This is a genomic window from Pontibacterium sinense, from assembly GCF_015209595.1.
Taxonomy (GTDB): Bacteria; Pseudomonadota; Gammaproteobacteria; order Pseudomonadales; family Balneatricaceae; genus Pontibacterium; species Pontibacterium sinense.
In genome coordinates, this window is sequence record NZ_JADEYS010000001.1 from 1 (window position 1) to 19509 (window position 19509).

The 19509-nt window shown below is 49.2% G+C and carries 11 protein-coding genes and 1 pseudogene; 8 read left to right on the forward strand and 4 right to left on the reverse strand.

The annotated features are described in order from the left end of the window. Positions 1–179: 179 nt before the first annotated feature. From IOQ59_RS21080 to IOQ59_RS00030, 5 genes are read left to right on the forward strand one after another with little or no spacing between them, the layout of a single operon-like run. Entirely contained in the window at positions 180–1043 is an 864-nt protein-coding gene (locus tag IOQ59_RS21080) for a putative Ig domain-containing protein (protein WP_193951202.1), read from the forward strand. 24 nt (positions 1044–1067) lie between these two features. Beyond that, entirely contained in the window at positions 1068–2933 is a 1866-nt protein-coding gene (locus IOQ59_RS00015; RefSeq protein WP_193951203.1) for a L,D-transpeptidase Cds6 family protein, read from the forward strand. Continuing rightward, positions 2933–3736, forward strand: coding sequence for an efflux RND transporter periplasmic adaptor subunit (locus IOQ59_RS00020; protein ID WP_193951204.1), 804 nt, complete (start codon positions 2933–2935; stop codon positions 3734–3736). The genes IOQ59_RS00015 and IOQ59_RS00020 overlap by 1 nt, the downstream gene beginning before the upstream one ends. Continuing rightward, positions 3729–5057: an efflux RND transporter periplasmic adaptor subunit gene (locus tag IOQ59_RS00025; protein WP_193951205.1), complete on the forward strand. Its 1329-nt coding sequence runs from the start codon at positions 3729–3731 to the stop codon at positions 5055–5057. The genes IOQ59_RS00020 and IOQ59_RS00025 overlap by 8 nt, the downstream gene beginning before the upstream one ends. A 1-nt stretch (position 5058) precedes the next feature. Next, complete coding sequence (locus IOQ59_RS00030; RefSeq protein ID WP_193951206.1) at positions 5059–7173, forward strand: site-2 protease family protein; 2115 nt, start codon at positions 5059–5061, stop codon at positions 7171–7173. 43 nt (positions 7174–7216) lie between these two features. Here the strand turns inward: IOQ59_RS00030 and metA are convergent, their stop codons facing one another. The 4 genes and pseudogenes from metA to IOQ59_RS00050 all read right to left on the reverse strand — a co-directional run bounded on the left by metA (position 7217) and on the right by IOQ59_RS00050 (position 12032). Beyond that, positions 7217–8134 carry a homoserine O-acetyltransferase MetA gene (gene metA, locus IOQ59_RS00035; RefSeq protein WP_193951207.1) on the reverse strand — a complete coding sequence of 306 codons (918 nt, stop codon included), beginning with the start codon at positions 8132–8134 and terminating at the stop codon, positions 7217–7219. Between the two features lie 131 nt (positions 8135–8265). Then, on the reverse strand, positions 8266–9192 hold the full coding sequence (locus IOQ59_RS00040; protein WP_193951208.1) for an MBL fold metallo-hydrolase: 927 nt from the start codon (positions 9190–9192) through the stop codon (positions 8266–8268). Positions 9193–9453: 261 nt separating this feature from the next. Further along, positions 9454–10875, reverse strand: a complete 1422-nt coding sequence (gene nhaA / locus IOQ59_RS00045; RefSeq protein ID WP_193951209.1) for a Na+/H+ antiporter NhaA — start codon at positions 10873–10875, stop codon at positions 9454–9456. 36 nt (positions 10876–10911) lie between these two features. Beyond that, positions 10912–12032, reverse strand: a pseudogene (locus IOQ59_RS00050) (IS3 family transposase). A gap of 1224 nt (positions 12033–13256) precedes the next feature. Between IOQ59_RS00050 and IOQ59_RS00055 the strand changes: the two are divergent. The 3 genes from IOQ59_RS00055 (at position 13257) to IOQ59_RS00065 (ending at position 19488) form a co-directional block, all read left to right on the forward strand. Next, entirely contained in the window at positions 13257–15785 is a 2529-nt protein-coding gene (locus IOQ59_RS00055) for a DUF8727 domain-containing protein (RefSeq protein WP_193951210.1), read from the forward strand. Positions 15786–15797: 12 nt separating this feature from the next. Beyond that, the gene (locus IOQ59_RS00060) at positions 15798–17600 is read left to right on the forward strand and encodes a hypothetical protein (RefSeq protein WP_193951211.1); all 1803 of its coding nucleotides are present in this window, start codon (positions 15798–15800) and stop codon (positions 17598–17600) included. A gap of 217 nt (positions 17601–17817) precedes the next feature. Next, the gene (locus IOQ59_RS00065; RefSeq protein WP_193951212.1) at positions 17818–19488 is read left to right on the forward strand and encodes a hypothetical protein; all 1671 of its coding nucleotides are present in this window, start codon (positions 17818–17820) and stop codon (positions 19486–19488) included. Positions 19489–19509: the final 21 nt, after the last annotated feature.

Sequence of the window (19509 nt, forward strand, 5' to 3'; positions counted from 1 at the left end):
CAACACCAACGGATCCAACACCAACGGATCCAACACCAACGGATCCAACACCAACGGATCCAACACCAACGGATCCAGCACCAACAGATCCAACACCAACAGATCCAACACCAACGGATCCAGCACCAACGGATCCAGCACCAACAGATCCGACACCTCCGGTTCCTCCGCGCGATAACGTGGATAGGCAGCCGGTAGCACCCGCAGGTCAAGAGCGAACTCCGGTTGACCCGGGAACGCCAGAATTACCAGGAGCAGGTGACGATCCGATTCGTCCGGTCAAGCAGCCATTGCCTGATTTGGCATTGGATTTCGGTAACGATGCACCAGACAACACACCCGCTGCTCCGGCGCCAGCCCCTGCAAACGGTGAACAACCATTTGATCCAAATCCGTTTGGTCCTACAGCTGCTGGTGGAGAGCGTGATACGACTGCGCCACGGGGCACTGAACGGGCACTTCTGCCCGATGGTCAGTTCATCGAAGTCCTGCCACGTAACGCTAATCTGACCGATTACACACTGGATATTGGTCTGAATCTGGATGATCAGCTGGGATTGGTGAATACCCGATTCAGCTATGAAGTACCTGCCGCCGCATTTGTCTTTACTTCCGGCGGTGAAAGCTTCGTCGGAGAGCTGAGCTTACGTGCGGTACAGGTGGATGGTTCCCCATTACCTGCGTGGCTGAGTTTCGATGACGAAGGAGCGGTATTTAGCGGGGTTCCCGGTGAGAACGATGAAGCAGTGATCGAGATTCGAGTGATTGCCGAGTCGGCTGATGGTCAGAAAGCATCAGCCGTGTTCCAGATAAAGGTGAGTGATCAGCCGGGTGAAAACCCACAGGCCTCAGCACCTGAAAATACCGAGCAGGCCGGGGAAGAACTGGCCTCAGAGCAGACTGTCGACATGGAAATCGTCGCAGGTAAGGCGGGACTCAGTGATCAACTGGCGCAGCATGCTGCACTGGAGACCACGGCCACAGAGCAGCAGTTGCTTAAGCAACTGGCTCAGTTCAACTTTGACCAGACGCCTGCGTCGTAACCTACAAGAAAAAGATTCCGAGCCATGAATAAACGTATTTTTACACTTGCACCACTCAGCCTTGCCATGCTTTTAGCGGGATGCAGCATTGCACCGCAACCGATGAGCGTACAGGAGCTTGATACCCGTATGCGCGACGATCGCATTCGGATGTTTGCCAACCAGCCCCAGCGGATCGAAAACCTGACACTGGAGCAAGCGATCGATATGGCGGTGAATAACAACTTCGATCTGCGTCAGAAAATGATGGAAGAGGCGATTGCCAACCGTCAGTTGGATCTGGCGCACTACGACATGTTGCCTGAACTGGCTGCCTCAGCGGGTTATACATCGCGTAGCAATCAGGCGCTGTCTCGCAGCGTGGATGCCAATGGCAACGCGTCTAACACCTTCTCGACCTCTCAGGATCGCGATATCACCACGGCCAGTTTGAGCACAGTGTGGAACGTGTTGGATTTTGGTGTGAGCTACTATCAGGCGCAACAGTCGGCAGATCAGGTGTTAATTGCAGAGCAACGTCGCCGTAAGATCGTGCAGAATCTGGTGCAGCAAGTGCGATCTATGTATTGGAATGCCGTGGGCGCTCAGTACCTACAGTCCAAAGTTGACCCGCTTCTGATCAATGCACGTGAAGCCTTGGCGAAGGCTGAAAAAGTCGGTGCTGAGCAGCTGATGAATCCGCTGGATTCACTGCGCTATCGTAAGGACCTGCTCGAAATTATCCGTCAGTTGGAAGGCCTGCGTGACGAGCTGAGCAAAGCCCGTCCTGAACTGGCAACACTGCTGGGATTGGCGCCGGGGACTAACCTGGAACTGGCGGTGCCTGCCCAGTTCACGCTGTTGCAGCCGGAACTGAAATACTCCCTCGAAGAGATGGAAGATATCGCGCTGAGCAGCCGGCCGGAGTTGATCGAGGCAAACTATCAGCGCCGTATTTCAGCATTGGATACACGTAAAGCGATGGTGCGTTTGTTGCCGGGGATCGAGGTGGATCTGGGGCACTATTACGACAGCAACAGCTTCCTTGAAAACAGTGACTGGAGTCAGGGTGGTGTCCGCATCTCTTGGAACTTGTTCAACCTGCTGCGTGGCCCGAAAGATGTCGATTTGGCCAAAGCCCGCGAAGCGCTGGTAGACAGTCAGCGTATGGCGATGAACATGGCAGTGTTGTCTCAGGTGCACGTATCTTGGCTCGACTATCAGAGCCTGTCGCGTGAGTATGATCGTGCCCGTGAGTTGTCTGAAATCGGGACTGAAATCCATGCCCGGATGAAAGACCGTCAGGCCGGTTCTGTGCAGTCGCGTATGGAAGAGATCAAGTCGGCGACCAGTGCATTGACCGAAGAACTGCGCATGTTCCGCGCGTACGCCGGATTGCAGGAAGCGTACGGTCGTGTGAAAGCAACGTTGGGCAAAGATGATATGAACGATGTTGTGGGTGGCTTTTCTATCCCGGAACAGTCGCCCGTGGTTGTTGAACAACAGCCAGACACTGAGCAGGCTGTTGCTGCTGTGATTCCTGAAACACCGGAATATGATGCTGAACAGGCGTCTGCCGAGTTGTTGGCAACCATCGATCGTTGGGCTGATGCGTGGCGCAACAAGGATGTATCAACCTACCTGAATCAATACACATCGGACTTTCCGGGCAATGCCCGTGCACACAGTCGCTGGGCGAAAGAGCGTAGCATGCGTTTGCAGGAACCGCGCTATATCGAGCTGGAACTGGATAAAACCATGATCCAGGAGCAAAGTGCAGACGCGGCGATGGTTTCGTTTGAGCAGCTTTATAAATCCAATCTGTACAACGACCGTGTGCGTAAAGTGCTACGCCTGAAACGTGAGCAGGACGAGTGGAAAATCGTCGCTGAAGTCGCACAGGATCGTTAATGATGACGTTATTCATGGGACGGGTCTTCGGACTCGTCGTATTGCTTGTGCTGCTGACTTCGGTGGTCAGGGCTGAAGCGTTAGCCGACAGCGAAAAACTGCTGGCGAATACTTCAGACTCTCAAGCCCCAGGTGTGATGAGAAAGCAGGGGATTCGGGCACAAATCACTTCTCTGCAACGGATCACTCTCTCGTCAGAAATGCCGGGCCGGATCACCCGACTGAAAGGTTTACCGGGGGATCGTTTCAAGAAAGGTTCGACGCTGGTCAGCTTTGACTGTACCGAGCAGAAAGCGCTGTTACGTAAAGCACAGGCGATGGAGAAGTCAGGCGTGACTGAGCTGGCCGTTCAGAAACGTCTGCTGGAGCTGGATGCTGGCAGCACGATGGAGATGAGCAAAGCAGAAGCCCGTCTGGCAGAAAGCCGGGCCGAAGTGTCCGTGATGAAGGCACGCGTGTCTCGTTGTCAGATTAAAGCGCCGTTTGCAGGTCGCGTAGCGCAACGGGAAGCGTCTGAGCATGAGTATGTACGTGTGGGTACGCCCTTGCTGGAAGTGTTTGCCAAAAGTTCGCTGGAAATACGTTTGATCGTACCGTCGCGCTGGTTGGCAAAAATGAAAAAGGGTGATCCGTTTCAGGTTGCCGTAGAAGAAACCGGACGGGTGTACGCTGCGGAAGTAATTCGCACCGGTGCAGTGGTTGATCCGATCAGCCAGTCGGTTGAAATTGCCGGGCGCATCAAAGATAAAAGCAGCGAACTGCTACCCGGTATGAGTGGTTGGGCCCGCTTGCCGTATGAGTGAAGAGATCGTTGCACTGCAACGGCAGGTGACGGGGTTAAGTCGCTTGCATCAGCTGCAGAAAAAGTTACGTGAAAGTCAGTCTGTCGCCCAGATTGGCTTTTTGATGGTGAATGACACCCAACAGCTGGTGGCCTATCGGCAAGCGGTGTGGTGGCAGCCGGGTAAAGGTGTCAGTCATGCCTCCGGTTTGGTCGATGTCGAAAAGAATTCTCCCTATATCCGCTGGTGGAACAAAGTCTGTGCTCAGTTAGCGACGGATCAGATTGCCCCTGTGGATAAGTCCATGCTATCGGCTGATCTGGCCGAGCAGTGGGATGAATTTCTACCTGCCCATGCTATCGCCATACCTGTGTTATTGGCGGGAGGCGACGACAAGCGTGGTTTGTTGGTCCTGGCGCGTGATCTGCGCTGGCAGGATCATGAAATAGGTCTGTTGGCTGAGCTGGCCGATATCTATCGGTTTGCACTTCGGGGTCAACGTCGTCTACCGCGAAAACAGATCTCCACGCTGCGTAAACGTTTTCTGCCCGCTGCGCTTATTGCCGCTGTGGTACTGAGTTTTATACCGATCCGTATCACCGTACTGGCGCCAGCTGAGGTGGTTGCCAAGGATCCGCTGCCAGTGCGTGCTCCGTATGAAGGTGTAGTGGAAGAGCTTCACGTCCGTCCTAATCAGAGTGTGAAGCCGGGTGATCTGCTGATGTCACTGGACGGTACGGATCTGGAGAACCGGCTCTTAATCGCCCGTCAGGCCTTACAGATCGCGAACACCGAGTTTCGGCAGGTGGCGCAGCAGGCGGTATTCGATGAGAAAGGTAAGCTGGAGCTGGCCATTCGTCGCGGCATGGTCGAAAAGAGTGTGTCTGAGGTGAAATACCTGCAGTCCCTGTTACAACGAACTGAAGTGCGTGCAACCGTCCCAGGTATAGTGGTGTTGTCGGATGCAACAAGTTGGATCGGGCGTCCGGTAGCGCTGGGTGAGCAGGTGATGACATTGGCGGATCCGGCGTTGGCCGAGTTACGGGTGGAGTTGCCGGTGCGTGACGCGATCCCGCTGGAAATCGGATCGGATGTGCGTTTCTTTATGAATATAAGCCCGGATCAGCCGCTGGATGCGCGTCTGAACTGGCTTGCCTATAAGGCAACAGAGAACGATCAGAGGCAGCTTGCTTACAGTGGACGTGCCCATTTCGACGGGGAAAAAACATTGCCACGCATCGGTTTACGCGGCACAGCGCGGCTATACGGCGACCGTGCTCCGGTGATCTATTATCTCCTGAGACGACCTTTGGCCGCGCTACGTCAATGGGTTGGCTTCTGATATGGAAGCGGTGCTGAATGCGCCCGTTGATCTGCGGCCATTACGCGAAGAACTTAGTGTCCATCCTGCGGCACCGGGGCCTGATGGTGCACCGCGATGGGTCATTGAAGACCCGATAACCCATCGCTTTTATGAACTGGACTGGAGCAGCTTCGAAATATTACGTCGCTGGTCACTCCCACCAGAGCAGATCGTCACCGAGATTAATGCGCAGACATCCCTCGATCTCAGCCTTGAAGATGTGGAAGCAGTGCACGAGTATCTGGCGAAATCTCAACTGTTGCAGCCGGAAGTCGGGCAAGCCTTGTTTGAGCAATGGCAGCAAGGTCGTCGTTCATACGTCAGTCGGTTACTGCACGGTTATCTGTTTTTTCGTGTCCCGCTGATCCGCCCGGATAAGATGCTGACACGCATTGCCCCGGCATTTAGCGTCTGTTACCAACCGGGGTTCTGGTATCTCCTGCTGGCGATCTCGATGTTGGGCCTGTTTCTGGTGATGCGTCAGTGGGATCAGTTTGTGGGTACATTTGCAGGATACGGTCAGTTGCAGGACTGGGTCTGGTTTGGTCTGGCATTGGTGATCAGTAAATGTAGCCATGAGTTAGGCCATGCCTTGTCAGCCCATCGGTACGGCTGTCGTGTGCCGAGCATGGGGATCGCTTTTCTGGTGCTTTGGCCTGTGCTTTATACCGATACAAATGAAGCATGGAAGCTACAATCCCGCCGCTCAAGGCTGGTTATATCGGCCAGTGGGATGGCCGCTGAACTGGCACTCGCATCCGTGGCAACACTGGCGTGGAGTCTGACACCGGAAGGGCCGCTAAGCAGTGCGCTGTTTTTCCTCGCTTCCACCGCATGGATCATCACGTTGGGGATCAACCTGAACCCGTTTATGCGCTTTGACGGCTATTTTTTGCTGTCTGACTGGTTGCGGCAGCCCAATATGCACAGCCGGGCCTTTGCCGTTGCCCGCTGGTGGGTGAGGCGTACGTTATTTGGTTTAGACGATCGTCCACCCGAAGCGATGTCGTCAAAAACTCAACGCTTTATGATTTGGTTTGCGTTAGGGACCTGGTTGTATCGTCTGGTGCTGTTTCTAGGCATCGCGTTGATGGTCTATCACCTGTTTTTTAAACTGCTCGGTATCTTTCTGATGGTACTGGAGTTGGTGTGGTTTATTGGCCGTCCGGTCAGTAATGAGTTACTGGTCTGGTGGCAGAGGAGAGATGAAATTCGTTCACAGCGCCGTACTTTATTTCCGTTACTTGTCTTGCTGAGTGTGTTGATTGTCTTACTGTGGCCCTGGTCTCGCTCTGTACAGGCACCTGCTGTGGTTAAGCCGTTACAGCAACAGTCATTTTATGCAACGACACCGGGCATTGTGGTTCAGCTGCAGGTGCAGAAGGGCGATCAGGTCAAAGCCGGTCAGGTGTTACTCACCCTGGAATCGCCGGATCTGGCATTTGAACAGGCCCAGAGCCAGAAAGAGATCAATTTATTACAGTGGCAGCTGGATCATCAGACCAGCTCTGAGCGTCTGATGCAGCAGGGCGATCTGATCCGTGAACGTCTGACACAGGCATACTCGGAGTTGCATCGCATTCAGGATCAGCAAAGCAAGTTGATCTTTAAGGCGCCGTTTTCTGCAACGGTGACTGAGTTGAATGAAGGCTTACAAACTGGGCTTTGGGTTGCCGCACAAGAGCCGTTATTAACACTGGCTCAGCCGGTCGCCTTACACATCGAGATTCTGATTGAAGAGAGTGCTTTAGGTCGGCTTAGCAGTAACAAGCCGGTCGCGCTATATCCTGAACAGCCTGAGCTGGACGCATTTACCTGCTCGCAAACGGAAGTTGAGACATTGGCACTGTCGGAGTTGAGTACAGGGCATCTGGCATCCGTATACGGCGGCCCGATTGCGGTGAACCCGGCAGCAGAGGGCAAGCTGGTGCCCGATCAGGGCATCTATCGTCTGACCGCGTCAGGCTGTAACTCGACGGATATTGTTTTGCGTGAGCAGTTGGCAACCGCTCATCTGGTCGGGGAACCGTACAGTGTATTGAGCGGTTTGTGGCGGCGGATTCAGGGAACGTTTATTCGCGAAACAGGCTTCTAAGCCCGGCTAAGCAGTCTGTAAACGTTCCCCTCTGAAAGGTGTCTTACGACTCCTTATCCAACTGATACGGCGTGATCTGGTATACGTAGTAGTTCAGCCAGTTGGTGAACAACAGGTTGGCATGACTGCGCCACACATTGGTGGGTGTGTTTTCCGGATCATCACTGGGAAAGTAGGACTCAGGAATAATCGGTGAGATCCCGGCATCCTGATCACGCCAGTATTCCTGTGATAATGTTTCCGCATCATATTCCGGATGTCCGGTCACAAAAACCTGGCGGCGACAGGAACTGGCAAACAAATATCCGCCCGCATCCTCTGATGATGCCAGCATATTTAGATCGGTGTGATTGCAGATGAAGTTAACCGGGAAGTCCGCGTTACGCGAGTGGGGCACCAGAAACTCATCATCGAAGCCACGTGTCAGTGGCTCATGCGGATTCAGCACGCGGTGTTTGTACACACCTGAAAGTTTTTTATCACGCGTCTGTTTTGGCAGATCATAGAGTACATTCAATGCGGCTTGTGCGGCCCAGCATAAGAACAACGTTGAGGTGACGTGATCCTGTGACCAGCGGATGATTGTCTGGATCTTTTCCCAATAGGAAATATCTTCAAACTGCACCAACCCTAACGGCGCTCCTGTGATGATCAGGCCATCATAGTTGCTGTCTTTTACCTCATCGAAATCGCGATAAAAGCTGTCCAGATGCTGGCGAGGAGTATTTTTACTCTCGTGATTGTCGATACGAAGCAGCTCAATGCCCACCTGTAGCGGTGTATTTGAAAGCATACGAATCAGCTGATTCTCTGTCTCGATCTTTTTTGGCATCAGATTGAGCAGCAGCAGTTTCAGCGGACGTACATCCTGATGGGCAGCCCGGGTTTCGGTCATCACAAAGATGTTCTCGGAACCCAAAACATCAACAGCTGGCAGTAAGTCAGGAATCTTAATTGGCATTAGTTTTACCTCGGACAATCACACCCCAACCCGAATCATCGTGGGGCTTTCAGCAAAGTTCAGCGTTCCAGACTAGTAAATCCGTCTCGTTGCATCAACCTAAAGTTGAATAAATACGCTAAATTGCAGGCTTATAGGTCGTGTACGGACAGATCTTCGGCGAAATTGACTGGTCCTGCGTAGTGTTTACGGATCTGATCCAGCGTTTGTGGTTCGCGTTCTAACGTCCGTAACATGCGGTGCGACAGCACCAGCTTTTTAACACTGGCCTGTGCGGCCACTTCACCAATCCGTGACGGTGGCATATGCAGACGTCGCGCTACACCCCGTGCTGATTCGGGGGTGGCGTTATGGGCGACGAGCATGTCTGCTGAGGTTGCAAGGCGAGTCAGGTTTTCGCTGCTGGCACTGGTATCGCCACTGAAGACAATCGAACATCCGGCTAACTCGACCCGCCATGCGACAGCGGGTAATGGACCATGATTGACGTTCAGGGCTTTAAGGTTGATTCGCTCCAGCGACTGAAACCACACGCCTTCGTCGGCATTGATGACGGTTGCGGGCAGTTTGTATTCAGAGCGTTCGGAGTTATCCAGATAGTTGCTTAGATAGGGCCACGCTTGAGAAAGCAGAGCTTCCTGAAATTTATCCACAGCAGGCAGATTGGAATTGCCGTAAGGCCCATACACAGGCAAGTCCCGATCACGTCCGGTGAAAAATCCGGCCTTAACGTAAACGGGCCAGTCGGCGCTATGATCTACATGTAAGTGGCTAAACAACACCGCATCTAAGTCACTGAACTGTGCGCGAGATTTTTCGAAGTTCAGGCTACTGCCACCCCCGGCATCCACCATGACGCGGGCTTTTCCATCAAGCCAGACAAGATAGCTGCTGGATGCCCGTTGATCGCCCAACTCCGGTCCGCCACTGCCTAAGACCTGGAGTTTCACGCGGTCAGACTGACAACTATTGGCCGCTAAGGCGGTTGGGCTGGATAGACCGGCCAGTAACAGAAGCAGCATGGTGATGCGGAAATTGGGTAGAGCCAATACAGTCACGGCAGGCACCTGAAAAATAGATGTTGAGATAGAGCCATTTTAAATGCCCTGAAGCATGGGGTGTAGTACCAAAACTAGAACACCGCGCCGACCGATCGGTGCCTATAAGAGATCTCGATTGCAGAACATTCGAAAGATGGAGGGGCTTAGCAGGTAGAGCTCCTCTATCAGTACGTCTTAAGTGTGATGACAGAGGAACTCTACCTGCTGAAAGTTTGCTCAGGACTCAACCTGCGCTGTTTTATGACGGAGAGTCTAACTCTAAGTGAGTGACTGATTATCTGCCGGTTTATCTTCTATCGGTTGCGGATCATCCAATGGTTTTTCTTTTTGGGCTGTCAGATATAACCAGATAAACCCAGTCAGGCCGGCAGTTAATGACGCAAACAGGATTCCAGTTTTAGCCATTAACAGGTCCTCTGGATGATGGGCAAATCCCAGCTCAGCAATGAATATCGACATGGTGAAACCGATACCACCCATGAAGGCCACACCAATGATGTGGTGGAGGTTCAGTCCCTTAGGTAAATCGCAGATTCCTGCTTTAACCGCAACCCAGGTAAATCCGGCTATACCAATTAGCTTACCCACCACCAGCCCTAGCCCGATGCCCATTGCGACGGGGTGAAACACAATCCCGTCAATATTCGACCAGTCTATTGGCACACCCGCATTCGCCAGCGCAAAGATAGGAATTATCAGATAGGCGGACGGCAGGTGAATCTTGTATTCCAGAATCTGAGCAGGCGCCTGTACCAGATTCACCCCCTCACCTAATGCACGGACTCTGGAGCGAAGTGTGTCGTTGACGATGATATTTTCGTTCTTTCTATAGGCGTTTTTGATGTTTTGGACACTGTTGTTAATGAGTGACAAGAAGCGCTTTGGGTCATATTTGGGTTTCATGGGAATAATAAATGCGAGGATAACGCCGGCAAGCGTGGCGTGAACGCCACTTTTTAACATCGCAACCCAGAGGAACGCTCCAATAATGAGATAGGTAGACAACTTACGTACGCCGCCGAGGTTCAGGCAAATGAGTGTAAATATGAACAAACCCGCTAACGCTAAGGCCGCCATATTCAGCGTATCGGTATAGAACAGGGCGATAACAACTACGGCACCTAAATCATCAACAATCGCCAGTGCAACCAGAAACATCAGCAGGCTCTGGGGAATCCGTTTACCTAATAGCGCCAACGCACCCAGTGCAAAGGCGATGTCCGTTGCCATCGGAATTCCCCAACCGTTGGCGGTATGACCGCTGGGATTGATTGTGAAATAGATCAGAGCCGGTACTAACATCCCTCCGACAGCTGCGATGATCGGAAGCATTGCTTGTTTGATGTTAGCGAGTTCGCCAACTAAGAGTTCACGCTTCAGCTCTAGCCCGACCACGAGAAAGAAGAGAGCCATAAAGCCATCATTGATCCAGTGGTGAAGTGATTTCGAGAGCTGGAAATTCTCCAGACCTATTGTCATATAGAGCTGAAAGAAGTGGTGATAGGCATCGGCCCATTGGCTATTCGCAATGAACAATGCAACTACAGCACAGAGCATCAGCAAAACACCACTGGTTGTCTGCCTGTGAATAAATACTTCTATCGGGGATAGAACCCTATCAAGAGCACGTTCCCAGGGAGCAACGTGCTCTTTTCCCGAAAGCCTACGTTTACCTTTCATTGCAATCTCCTGGTTTTACCCCGTTTCCACGGACAGTCAGTTAAGAGCCGTTTGAGTCATTTTGGGTAACTTACATTTTTTGCGTTGGTTATAAAAGCGTTCAATGTAATCGAACACATCGGTCCGAGCTTCTGATCGGCTGCGATAATTACGACGATTGACTCGTTCCCGCTTCAGTAAACCGAAGAATCTTTCAGCTGTTGTATTGTCGTAGCAACTACCTACTGCACTCATACTCGAGACGACGTTGTGGTCCTTTAGAAAGCGCTGATACTCATGGCTAGTAAATTGTGATCCCTGATCGTAGTGGAGAATGACAGGCTCTTGCTGCTTTTTCTGCCACAACGCTATGAGTAGGGCTTGTATCACCAGTTGCTTCTCCATTGTATGGCTCATAGACCAGCCGACAACAATCCCCCTAAACAAATCAATGACAACCGCTAGGTACAACCAACCTTCTCGAGTTGGAATATAGGTAATATCCGTCACCCATTTCGCATTCGGTTGCTGTGCCGTGAAATCCCGTTCCAGATGATTCAGTACATAATCAGGTCGTTGTTCTGATTTCCTTTTACGCCATTGTCTCGTCGCGGGGATGCCCACGATATTATTGACCTTCATCAGGCGGGCTACACGGTTAAGGCTACAGCGTTCGCAGTCATGCTGAAGGTCTTCCCAGATACGTGGACTGCCAAACACATTGTCACTGGCCTGGTGCAACTGGTGTATTTTTCTGACAAGCCGTGCATTGTCCTGCTGTCGCTGGCTTGGCTTACGCACACGCCAGTCGTAGTAACCACTCGCAGATACCTTGAGTAAGTGGCACATCATTCGGACAGGAAAGGCGTCGCGGCAGCGTTCAATTATGTGAAACTTCACTTGGATGTTTGGCGAAGTACGCTGCCGCTTCTCTTAAAAAGTCCCGTTCCTTTTTGACTTGAGCAAGCTCCCGCTTCAGCTTGGCAAGCTCTTCATCTCTAGGATTCCCGTGGCCTGTAAATGCGGGGGAATCAGGTGACTGAGATTCCTTGATCCAACGGTGAAGATTACCTGAATTGATTCAGAGGCTTCGGGCAACTTCAGCTATCATGCTGTAGGGCAAGTGCTATCGCTTCGCGCTTGTACTCTGCGGAATATTTTCTTCTGGAATTGGACATCTAAACACCTCGTGGAAGTAGATTATCTACTCTTAACTAGGTGTCCGACAAATCGGGGTAAAACCATGTATCGGTCGGATAGGCTAGGAGTTATCAGAGTCTGGCAATTCAACTGAATAAATGCAAAGTCAGAGCCCAGAAACAAAAAAGGCCTGCAACAAGTGCAAGCCTCTAGTGTAGAAATAAGTGGTGCCCGGACGCGGAGCGATGGCCAGCGGCCATCACAACATCGCCCTTGTGGCGATGGCCCGAAGGGTGAGCCATGTAATGGTGAATAATCAACGAACGTAGTTCGATGAAGCTCCCCGGAAACAAAAAAGGCCTGCAACAAGTGCAAGCCTCCAATGTAGAAATAAGTGGTGCCCAGACGCGGAGCGATGGCCAGCGGCCATCACAACATCGCCCTTGTGGCGATGGCCCGAAGGGTGAGCCATATAATGGCGAATAATCAACGAACGTAGTTCGATGAAGCCCCGGAAACAAAAAAGGCCTGCAACAAGTGCAAGCCTCTAATGTAGAAATAAGTGGTGCCCAGACGCGGAATCGAACCACGGACACGGGGATTTTCAATCCTCTGCAAAACGCAGAGCCTTACATGCCTCAGCCCACGGGGTTCTGGTGACTTCAGACATCCTTCTGTCTATCAGTGAATTTCAAATGTCCTGAAGTTCCAGCATATTTCCACGTTAGCTATTATCATCTGTCAGGTGAAAACACCATCAAATCACTTTTCAGCGTTGGAGGATTGGTTTGAGGTTTCATTGCATTTAGTTTCCCCTAGATAGCGTAAAGCTCCTGTACATCCGACCAGAGAACGACCAGAGAGTCCGGTCCGAAGACGCCTGCTTTGATATAATTTGTAACCGCTCCCTCCCGAAAAATTAGCGGGGAAACCGGGGTGGCACGGACGGGCGAAGATGTGGTCTATATCAATCTACCCGACATTATGACGCAGTCTAGAAGAGCAACCGTATAGGAGTAGCTGTAAACTATTGTTCTTTCTTTGACCGTACTCGAACAGTATTGAGTGCATTGAATCGTGTAACTAGACCGATGTAGAGTTGAAAAGAAGGCAGTCATGACCTCACTATGTCACGGTATGAAGCAATGAATTAGCAGTATCTTATGAGCGGATACATAAGTCATGCTGCATGAACAAGAAAGCACTAGCTTTGTAAAGCTTTGATGGATTGCTAGATCAAGGAATCTTAAGGATTAAGAGTTATGAATGGACACTTACAACTGATTGTTGTTAAAGAGAAACAGTTATCAAACCCAGATCGCGGTATATGTAAAATTCTGTTTGTACGAGATGAAAACGGTAACTTGATACCGGTAGAAAGGGAGAAGGAGTTTTCTACTGGCGGGGTATGGATAAGTAAAGGTTATGAAAGTATAGAAAATAACTTTCATGATGGTGAATTATTTTTATTAGAAAACTACTATCCCCGAGATGATTCTGATAGAGAATCAGGTGCTGACTCTAAGATTGTGCATCACTCACATTGGGCTACGGGTGGATCAGCTAAAGCACTAGATAAGAACGAACTTGTACCAATAATTAACACTACGTTGCCTGAAGTGGGTACGGGATTATTGGAAATATATAGTCGTCCACCTAGAGGGGATTTCTTTATCAAGGAAGGTGGTGATATATATGGCCCTTTTACAGCATCGGTTTCCGGTGAAGAAGTAATCGCTACACCATCTCAAATTAATTTCCTTAACTTGTCAACGCATCACATTGTTAAAATATCTATTAGTGATTTAGATTCAGAAGGCTACTACTTGCCGTCTTTAGGGGTTGGCGCTGAAAGTAATATTGTTGGTTATATTCCATCTCTTCGTGATTTGTCGCGGTTAGATAAAGAAAAGCGTGCGATGCGGGACTATATTAATGATTCTCAACTTGTAACCTTTGTCGCGAAGCATTCTTTTGGAAAAAGAAACTTAGTAGGCCGAAAGGGAGCTGAGGCTCTTAAACAAGGTCTATCCGAAATGAGGCGAAAGGATAAAGCTTTTGGTAGTGACGAAAGGATAGTAAGGCTAGAGAAGCTTATAGATAGATACCTAGCAGAAACCGATGTCGGTTCAGAGATGATTGGTAGCTATCTTTCATCTAAGGACGGCCGAGAATTTCTTAAGTCGCAGCTGGAGACTAATCCTCGATTAGTTGAAGAGCATGCTCAAGATTTGATTCAGCATAATAAAGCTAGAGAGCAAGCCGAGGGTGAACTTAACGAAATAAAAGCACGTAAAGAAAGAGAGAAACAACAGCTTGTTGCAATTAGTGATAAGGTCGCGAAAGCTAAGCTTGAAGCTGAAGAAGAAATAGAGAAAATTCGAGAAAAAACAAAAGAGCAGGCTCAAGATCAGCTTCGAGCAATAAACCAAGATTTAGAACAGCAGATTGAAGCAAAAAGGGATGAGGTAGAGTCAATTGATCTCAAAAAAAAGGAGCTTCTCAAGGAACAACGCTTGCTTGAGAGTCTTGCAGGGATACAGGAAGAAATTCGCTATCAAGAAAGGAAAAAGAAAGAGTTAGATGATGCAGTAGACACTCAAGAAAAGGTGTTGAAAAACCCTGAGTTGCCTAAAGAAGTAACTCAGCTTAAAACTATACTTGATATACTGCATGGTCGGGTCTACGACTCTCAACTATCTGTTCCTAAGTTTGAAAGGCCTAAAAAGGCTACTAAGGTCCCTGATGATTCATCTGAACTAGTACAGCAGTTAGTTGAGCACTTTGAAGATACTGATGGTCGAAGTTTTACATTTGAAGAAATGGCTAACCTTGTAATTAGCGTTCAACAAAGCTTTTTAACTGTATTGAAAGGACGTCCAGGTACAGGAAAGACTTCTACCGCTATTCGTTTATCGCAAGCCTATAACTTATCCCCTGAATTCTCCTGTAGCGATAGCTTTTTGAACATTCCTGTAAGTCGGGGGTGGATGTCAGGAAGGGATTTTCTTGGATTTTATAATAGCTTAAAGGGTATTTACCAAGCTTCTAAAACTGGGATTTATCAGTTCTTAAGGCAAGGAGAGATTGAAGGTGCTAATGACTTTCTACGCATGGTGCTTCTGGATGAGGCTAACTTGAGCCCAATAGAGCATTATTGGTCGGATTTCTTGGCAATGTGTGATCCAGAAGGACGATATAGAAAAATTGATACGGGTGCTTCTGGAGCTGATAGGTTTCTCTCTGTTCCTGAAAACCTGAGGTTCATTGCAACCATCAATAATGACAATACAACTGAGCCGCTATCTCCACGATTATGCGATAGGGTTCCTGTAATATCGATGGATGTCTCTGGTGGTAATGGTGAAATAGTTGCAGCGGCAACTTCCATATTGGACGGTGCTGTTCCTTACACGACGCTAGACAACATGTTTGGGTGCCGCAGTGAAATTGAGTCAGAGATGCCTTTGGATCTAGTTAACTTTATTTCTCAAATGGAGCTAAGAGATAATTCTCTGGGATCCCCAATTATTGTAAGTCAGCGTAAGCGCAATGCTATGCATGCCTATTGCGATCGTGCTCAAAACTTAACAAACAGTCGTACTGCTGTAGATTTCGCACTTTCTCAACATGCATTGCCATTGGTAAACGGTCATGGAAAGGCATTCAAAAGCAGGCTAGAAAAGCTGCATGAACATGCTAGTAATAATTCCTTGGTGAGAACCGCTTCTCTACTTGAAGTAGTTTTATCTGACGGGGAGAACTTCGTCGGTAATTATTCCTTTCTCTAAGGGAAGCAAGAAATGGAACTATATGCAGAAATCCTCAACGGAAAGAGGAGAGGTAATAGTTTTAGGCTGCCACTTGTTGGTGAAGCGGCTGTTGAAGCAATACCTTATGTGCTAGAGACAGAGGCCATAGCGTTTCATCTCAAAGTAGATGAGCCTTGCGATCATGTGGAACTGATGTTGGAGCAGTTAAATTACAGCATGCATCCACAAATGAACGGAGATGATAGCTGTATCTACAGCTTGCTCCCCAACAGAACCTTGAAAGGCTACTACGAAACCCTCTTCTTCAATTACTTCGGATTAGCTTCCTTAGCATTGAAGGTTTCTAAGGGAGGGGAAACTATCATCTACGAAGTTTGCCCTTTTGAAGTACTTGCGCGCCAGTTGTCGGCTGATCAAGCGGAAAGAATGCTGACATATCTTCTGAGGGATACTGAAGCTGATCTGTTGAAAGCACTTGGAGCAACACGATTGGGAGCTGACCCGAACGGATCTGGGGACAATCCAGAAAAGCTTCTTGAGCAGTTGCTACAGCATATTGCCCTGCTAGAAGACGTAGCGCCTTATATTGCTCACAGACCGCTTACAGCCCTGACTGCACGTGCTGAATTGGTGGATGGCGTGAGTGTGGATGCCATTGATGAGAATGGTGTTGGCTGGTTGTTGGAAAATCTTTCTGTATTGGAAGAAACCGACGACCCTGATAAGGCACATCTTGAGAACGATGGGATTTATCTAAGTGCAGCAGAGTTGCAAACGACGGTAATTCGAGAAGACACCGATATACTGGAAAACAGAGCGTTGCATGGGTACGTTAGAAGCATGCAGGAGTTTGTGCATGAGCTGTTGTCAGGCTATCAAGGTTCTGAGTATCCGACCTCTAACAATTCGCATGATGGCTACGTTAGTTTTTTCACCGCGATGCAGAGATGGATTGGAAAGCTAGCAGGAATTCGAGTTGAGAGCTTACGTGATTGTGAGTTACGTTTAAGGAAGCTAGATGCGACATTTTGCCAGTACTTACCTGTCAGGCAGGACGTCATAGGTATTCCTCAATTCTCTCAACGTATTAAATCTAACACTCACTACTTAACTGTCTTTAAATCTGCATCAAGTTGGTATCAGCGTAATAAAATTGATTGGCGGACTCATCAAATGTTGCTTGCCATTAATAGTGTGCCAAAACTCTGGGAGTACTATACGGTAGTAAGGATGCAACGTTGGTGCAAACGGTTCGGAGAGGGAATCTCATCCAGTTGTGATTCTCTATGGTCTGGCAGTTTCTCGAATTGGACAGCCCACTTGTACTATGAACCATATTATTGGATGACAGGTCACCGGAATGCTGGAGTGGTTGTGAATAGTCAGCTACGTAGTGCTATTCGAGCAAGGCAGGACTACCCTGGGAGAATTCGGCAAGGTGAATACAATCGTCGAGTACCTGACATAATCATCGAGTTAAGACCACCAGAAGACTCTACTCTGCCAACGAAGTTACTGGCTTTTGATGCAAAGTATACGTCTCGAGAGAAAGCCTTCGAGCACTATCTGCCAGATGTTACCTTAAAATACGTACATGGTATTTCACATAAAAGCCAGGGCGCATGCATAGAATCGATGCTTGTGCTATATCCTGATGTTGATGATGCGCTGATGGATTTTCATGCTCATCCCTACAACTTATTTGGTTCGCGGCCTCATTTTCCTGTTTTGGGAGCTCAAGCTATGTCGTTAGGGCATGGAGATGAAGAATCTCACTGGCAGTTTGAGAGAACATTAGAACGTCTTATTGAGCTTGCTATTGATCGGGAATAGCTGAGCGCCAAAAGCTAGGTAGTACGCTGTTGCTGGAATGAGTCAAACTAAGATGCGTATGGGGTAAGTCTACCGCTCTTAACTGAACTTCCGGGGAGTCTAGGTACAATCAATAACTCTCAATGCAGGGCCATTCGAGGAGAGGGTGGTTCCTGTTTGGGACGTGATCGAACGTGCTTGCGCCTTCGCAAGTTCCTAATAGCCACAGGGATTGGCAATGAGCAAATTACTTATTCCATATGGATTTAAGGACGGGCGCTACTTCTCGCCGTTCGAAGTGGAGAACGGTGATCACTGTGGTTGCATATGTCCAGGTTGTGAGAAGCATCTGAGAGCGAATCATGGTAAGGGGCGCAAGCGGCCTTACTTTTCCCACCAAACCAATGCTGAGTGCACTGCAGGTTATGAAACAGCAGTGCATAAGGTTGCTAAGCAGATCATCCAGGATGAGGGGCTAGCTTACCTCCCTGAGCATATCATTTCGTTTCCCTCGCTGTTGCTGCCTAGCGGTAGGAGCTTCACTCGTGAGCCGCTAGTCATTTCAGGACATAGCCCTGCATTTGAGTTAGTCGAGCTAGAGAAGACAGTTCATCCCTACCGTCCAGATATCACTGCTCATACGTCCACAGATGTAATCTATATCGAAATTTTCGTCACGAATTCCACCAGTTACGAAAAATCAAACCACTTTAAACACAGTAACTTAGTCGAGATCGATTTGAGCCAGGCAGAAAGGGACGTTGTATTCGATCTTGAACGGTTTAAAGAGTTGGTATTGCATCAGGCTAGCCGGAAGTGGATTCACTGTAGTTTGTATGACGACAGAAAGAACAGGGCGCTGGAATCATTTCACAGTGAGTTCGAAAAGCAAAAGAAACAGGAGATAGATCGCCTAGAGGCTCGCCGGAGAAGCCAAGAACAGTTTAATAAAAATAGAGAAAAGGCCCGAGAGCCTTATCTTGAAGCGTTAACAGAACTCAGCCAGGTTATGACGAATGAGGGACTGCAACACCGCGTAAGTAACCTCAAACGAGAATCAGGGGAGACGTTAGCAAAGGCTAAGGCTTTCTTAGGCTTTCACCAAGGCTGGCCTGATCCAATAGGCTACTGCACAGTACATTGCTGGATTTTCAATACTCACTGGATTGTTTGGCAAGCATATATCTACGCAAATTATGTTAAGGGTAAAACTCGGGGCACCGTTGTTGATGCATTCAAGGTAAAAAAAGATGTGGTTGAACGCTATGGAGTGATGGACTGTGTCTTTTCATTGAATAATGCAAAGCAGGCGGGAAAGCGACAAGGAAGGATGCGAGAGAAATACTATGCAGACGTGGGGGCATGGTTTTTTTCTGATAGCGAGAACAAGCAGATTCCTAGCCCTTATGTACCGGTGATCCAGTTTCTGGAGGAACTAAAGCGCCTAAATATTTTGCGTTCTGGGGCGTCAGACCATCTGTTCTATGTGCAGCAAAATGATTTAGCGGTAGCACAGGAGAGGCGTTTACAGCAGCGGAGAGCTATTGAAGTGGAAAATGCTAAGCGACGAGAGGAGGCAGAGCGTTTGGCTCAGGTGGCAGCAGAGGAGCGCGAAAAGAAGCGTATCGCAGACCGAGCTGAGCAGGAAAAGCTGCGAAAAATAGATGCGGAATTAGCACACCACCGAATCCAGACCAGGATAAAAAGAATTACCGAGGAAGTTCTGGAACTCTATCAGTCTGGCTGTAATGTAGGTTTCCGATGCAACTATTGTTCATCAATCAAAGATCGGTGCGACCAAGCTTGTGAGTACTGTGGAAAGTCTCACTTTGAGCCTGTCGAGATCGATAAGGCCTTTGTCGATACTTTGGAGCATCGCCTGCTCTGCGATCCAAGAGTTGGAAGATAGAGTGTGTTTAAAAGACTATGG

Bases quoted from the DNA above. Each gene is read 5' to 3' on its own strand.
- IOQ59_RS00015 (WP_193951203.1), top strand. From the start codon at position 1,068: ATGAATAAACGTATTTTTACACTTGCACCACTCAGCCTTGCCATGCTT.
- IOQ59_RS00020 (WP_193951204.1), top strand. From the start codon at position 2,933: ATGATGACGTTATTCATGGGACGGGTCTTCGGACTCGTCGTATTGCTT.
- IOQ59_RS00025 (WP_193951205.1), top strand. From the start codon at position 3,729: ATGAGTGAAGAGATCGTTGCACTGCAACGGCAGGTGACGGGGTTAAGT.
- IOQ59_RS00030 (WP_193951206.1), top strand. From the start codon at position 5,059: ATGGAAGCGGTGCTGAATGCGCCCGTTGATCTGCGGCCATTACGCGAA.
- metA (WP_193951207.1), bottom strand. From the start codon at position 8,134: ATGCCAATTAAGATTCCTGACTTACTGCCAGCTGTTGATGTTTTGGGT.
- nhaA (WP_193951209.1), bottom strand. From the start codon at position 10,875: ATGAAAGGTAAACGTAGGCTTTCGGGAAAAGAGCACGTTGCTCCCTGG.
- IOQ59_RS00055 (WP_193951210.1), top strand. From the start codon at position 13,257: ATGAATGGACACTTACAACTGATTGTTGTTAAAGAGAAACAGTTATCA.
- IOQ59_RS00060 (WP_193951211.1), top strand. From the start codon at position 15,798: ATGGAACTATATGCAGAAATCCTCAACGGAAAGAGGAGAGGTAATAGT.
- IOQ59_RS00065 (WP_193951212.1), top strand. From the start codon at position 17,818: ATGAGCAAATTACTTATTCCATATGGATTTAAGGACGGGCGCTACTTC.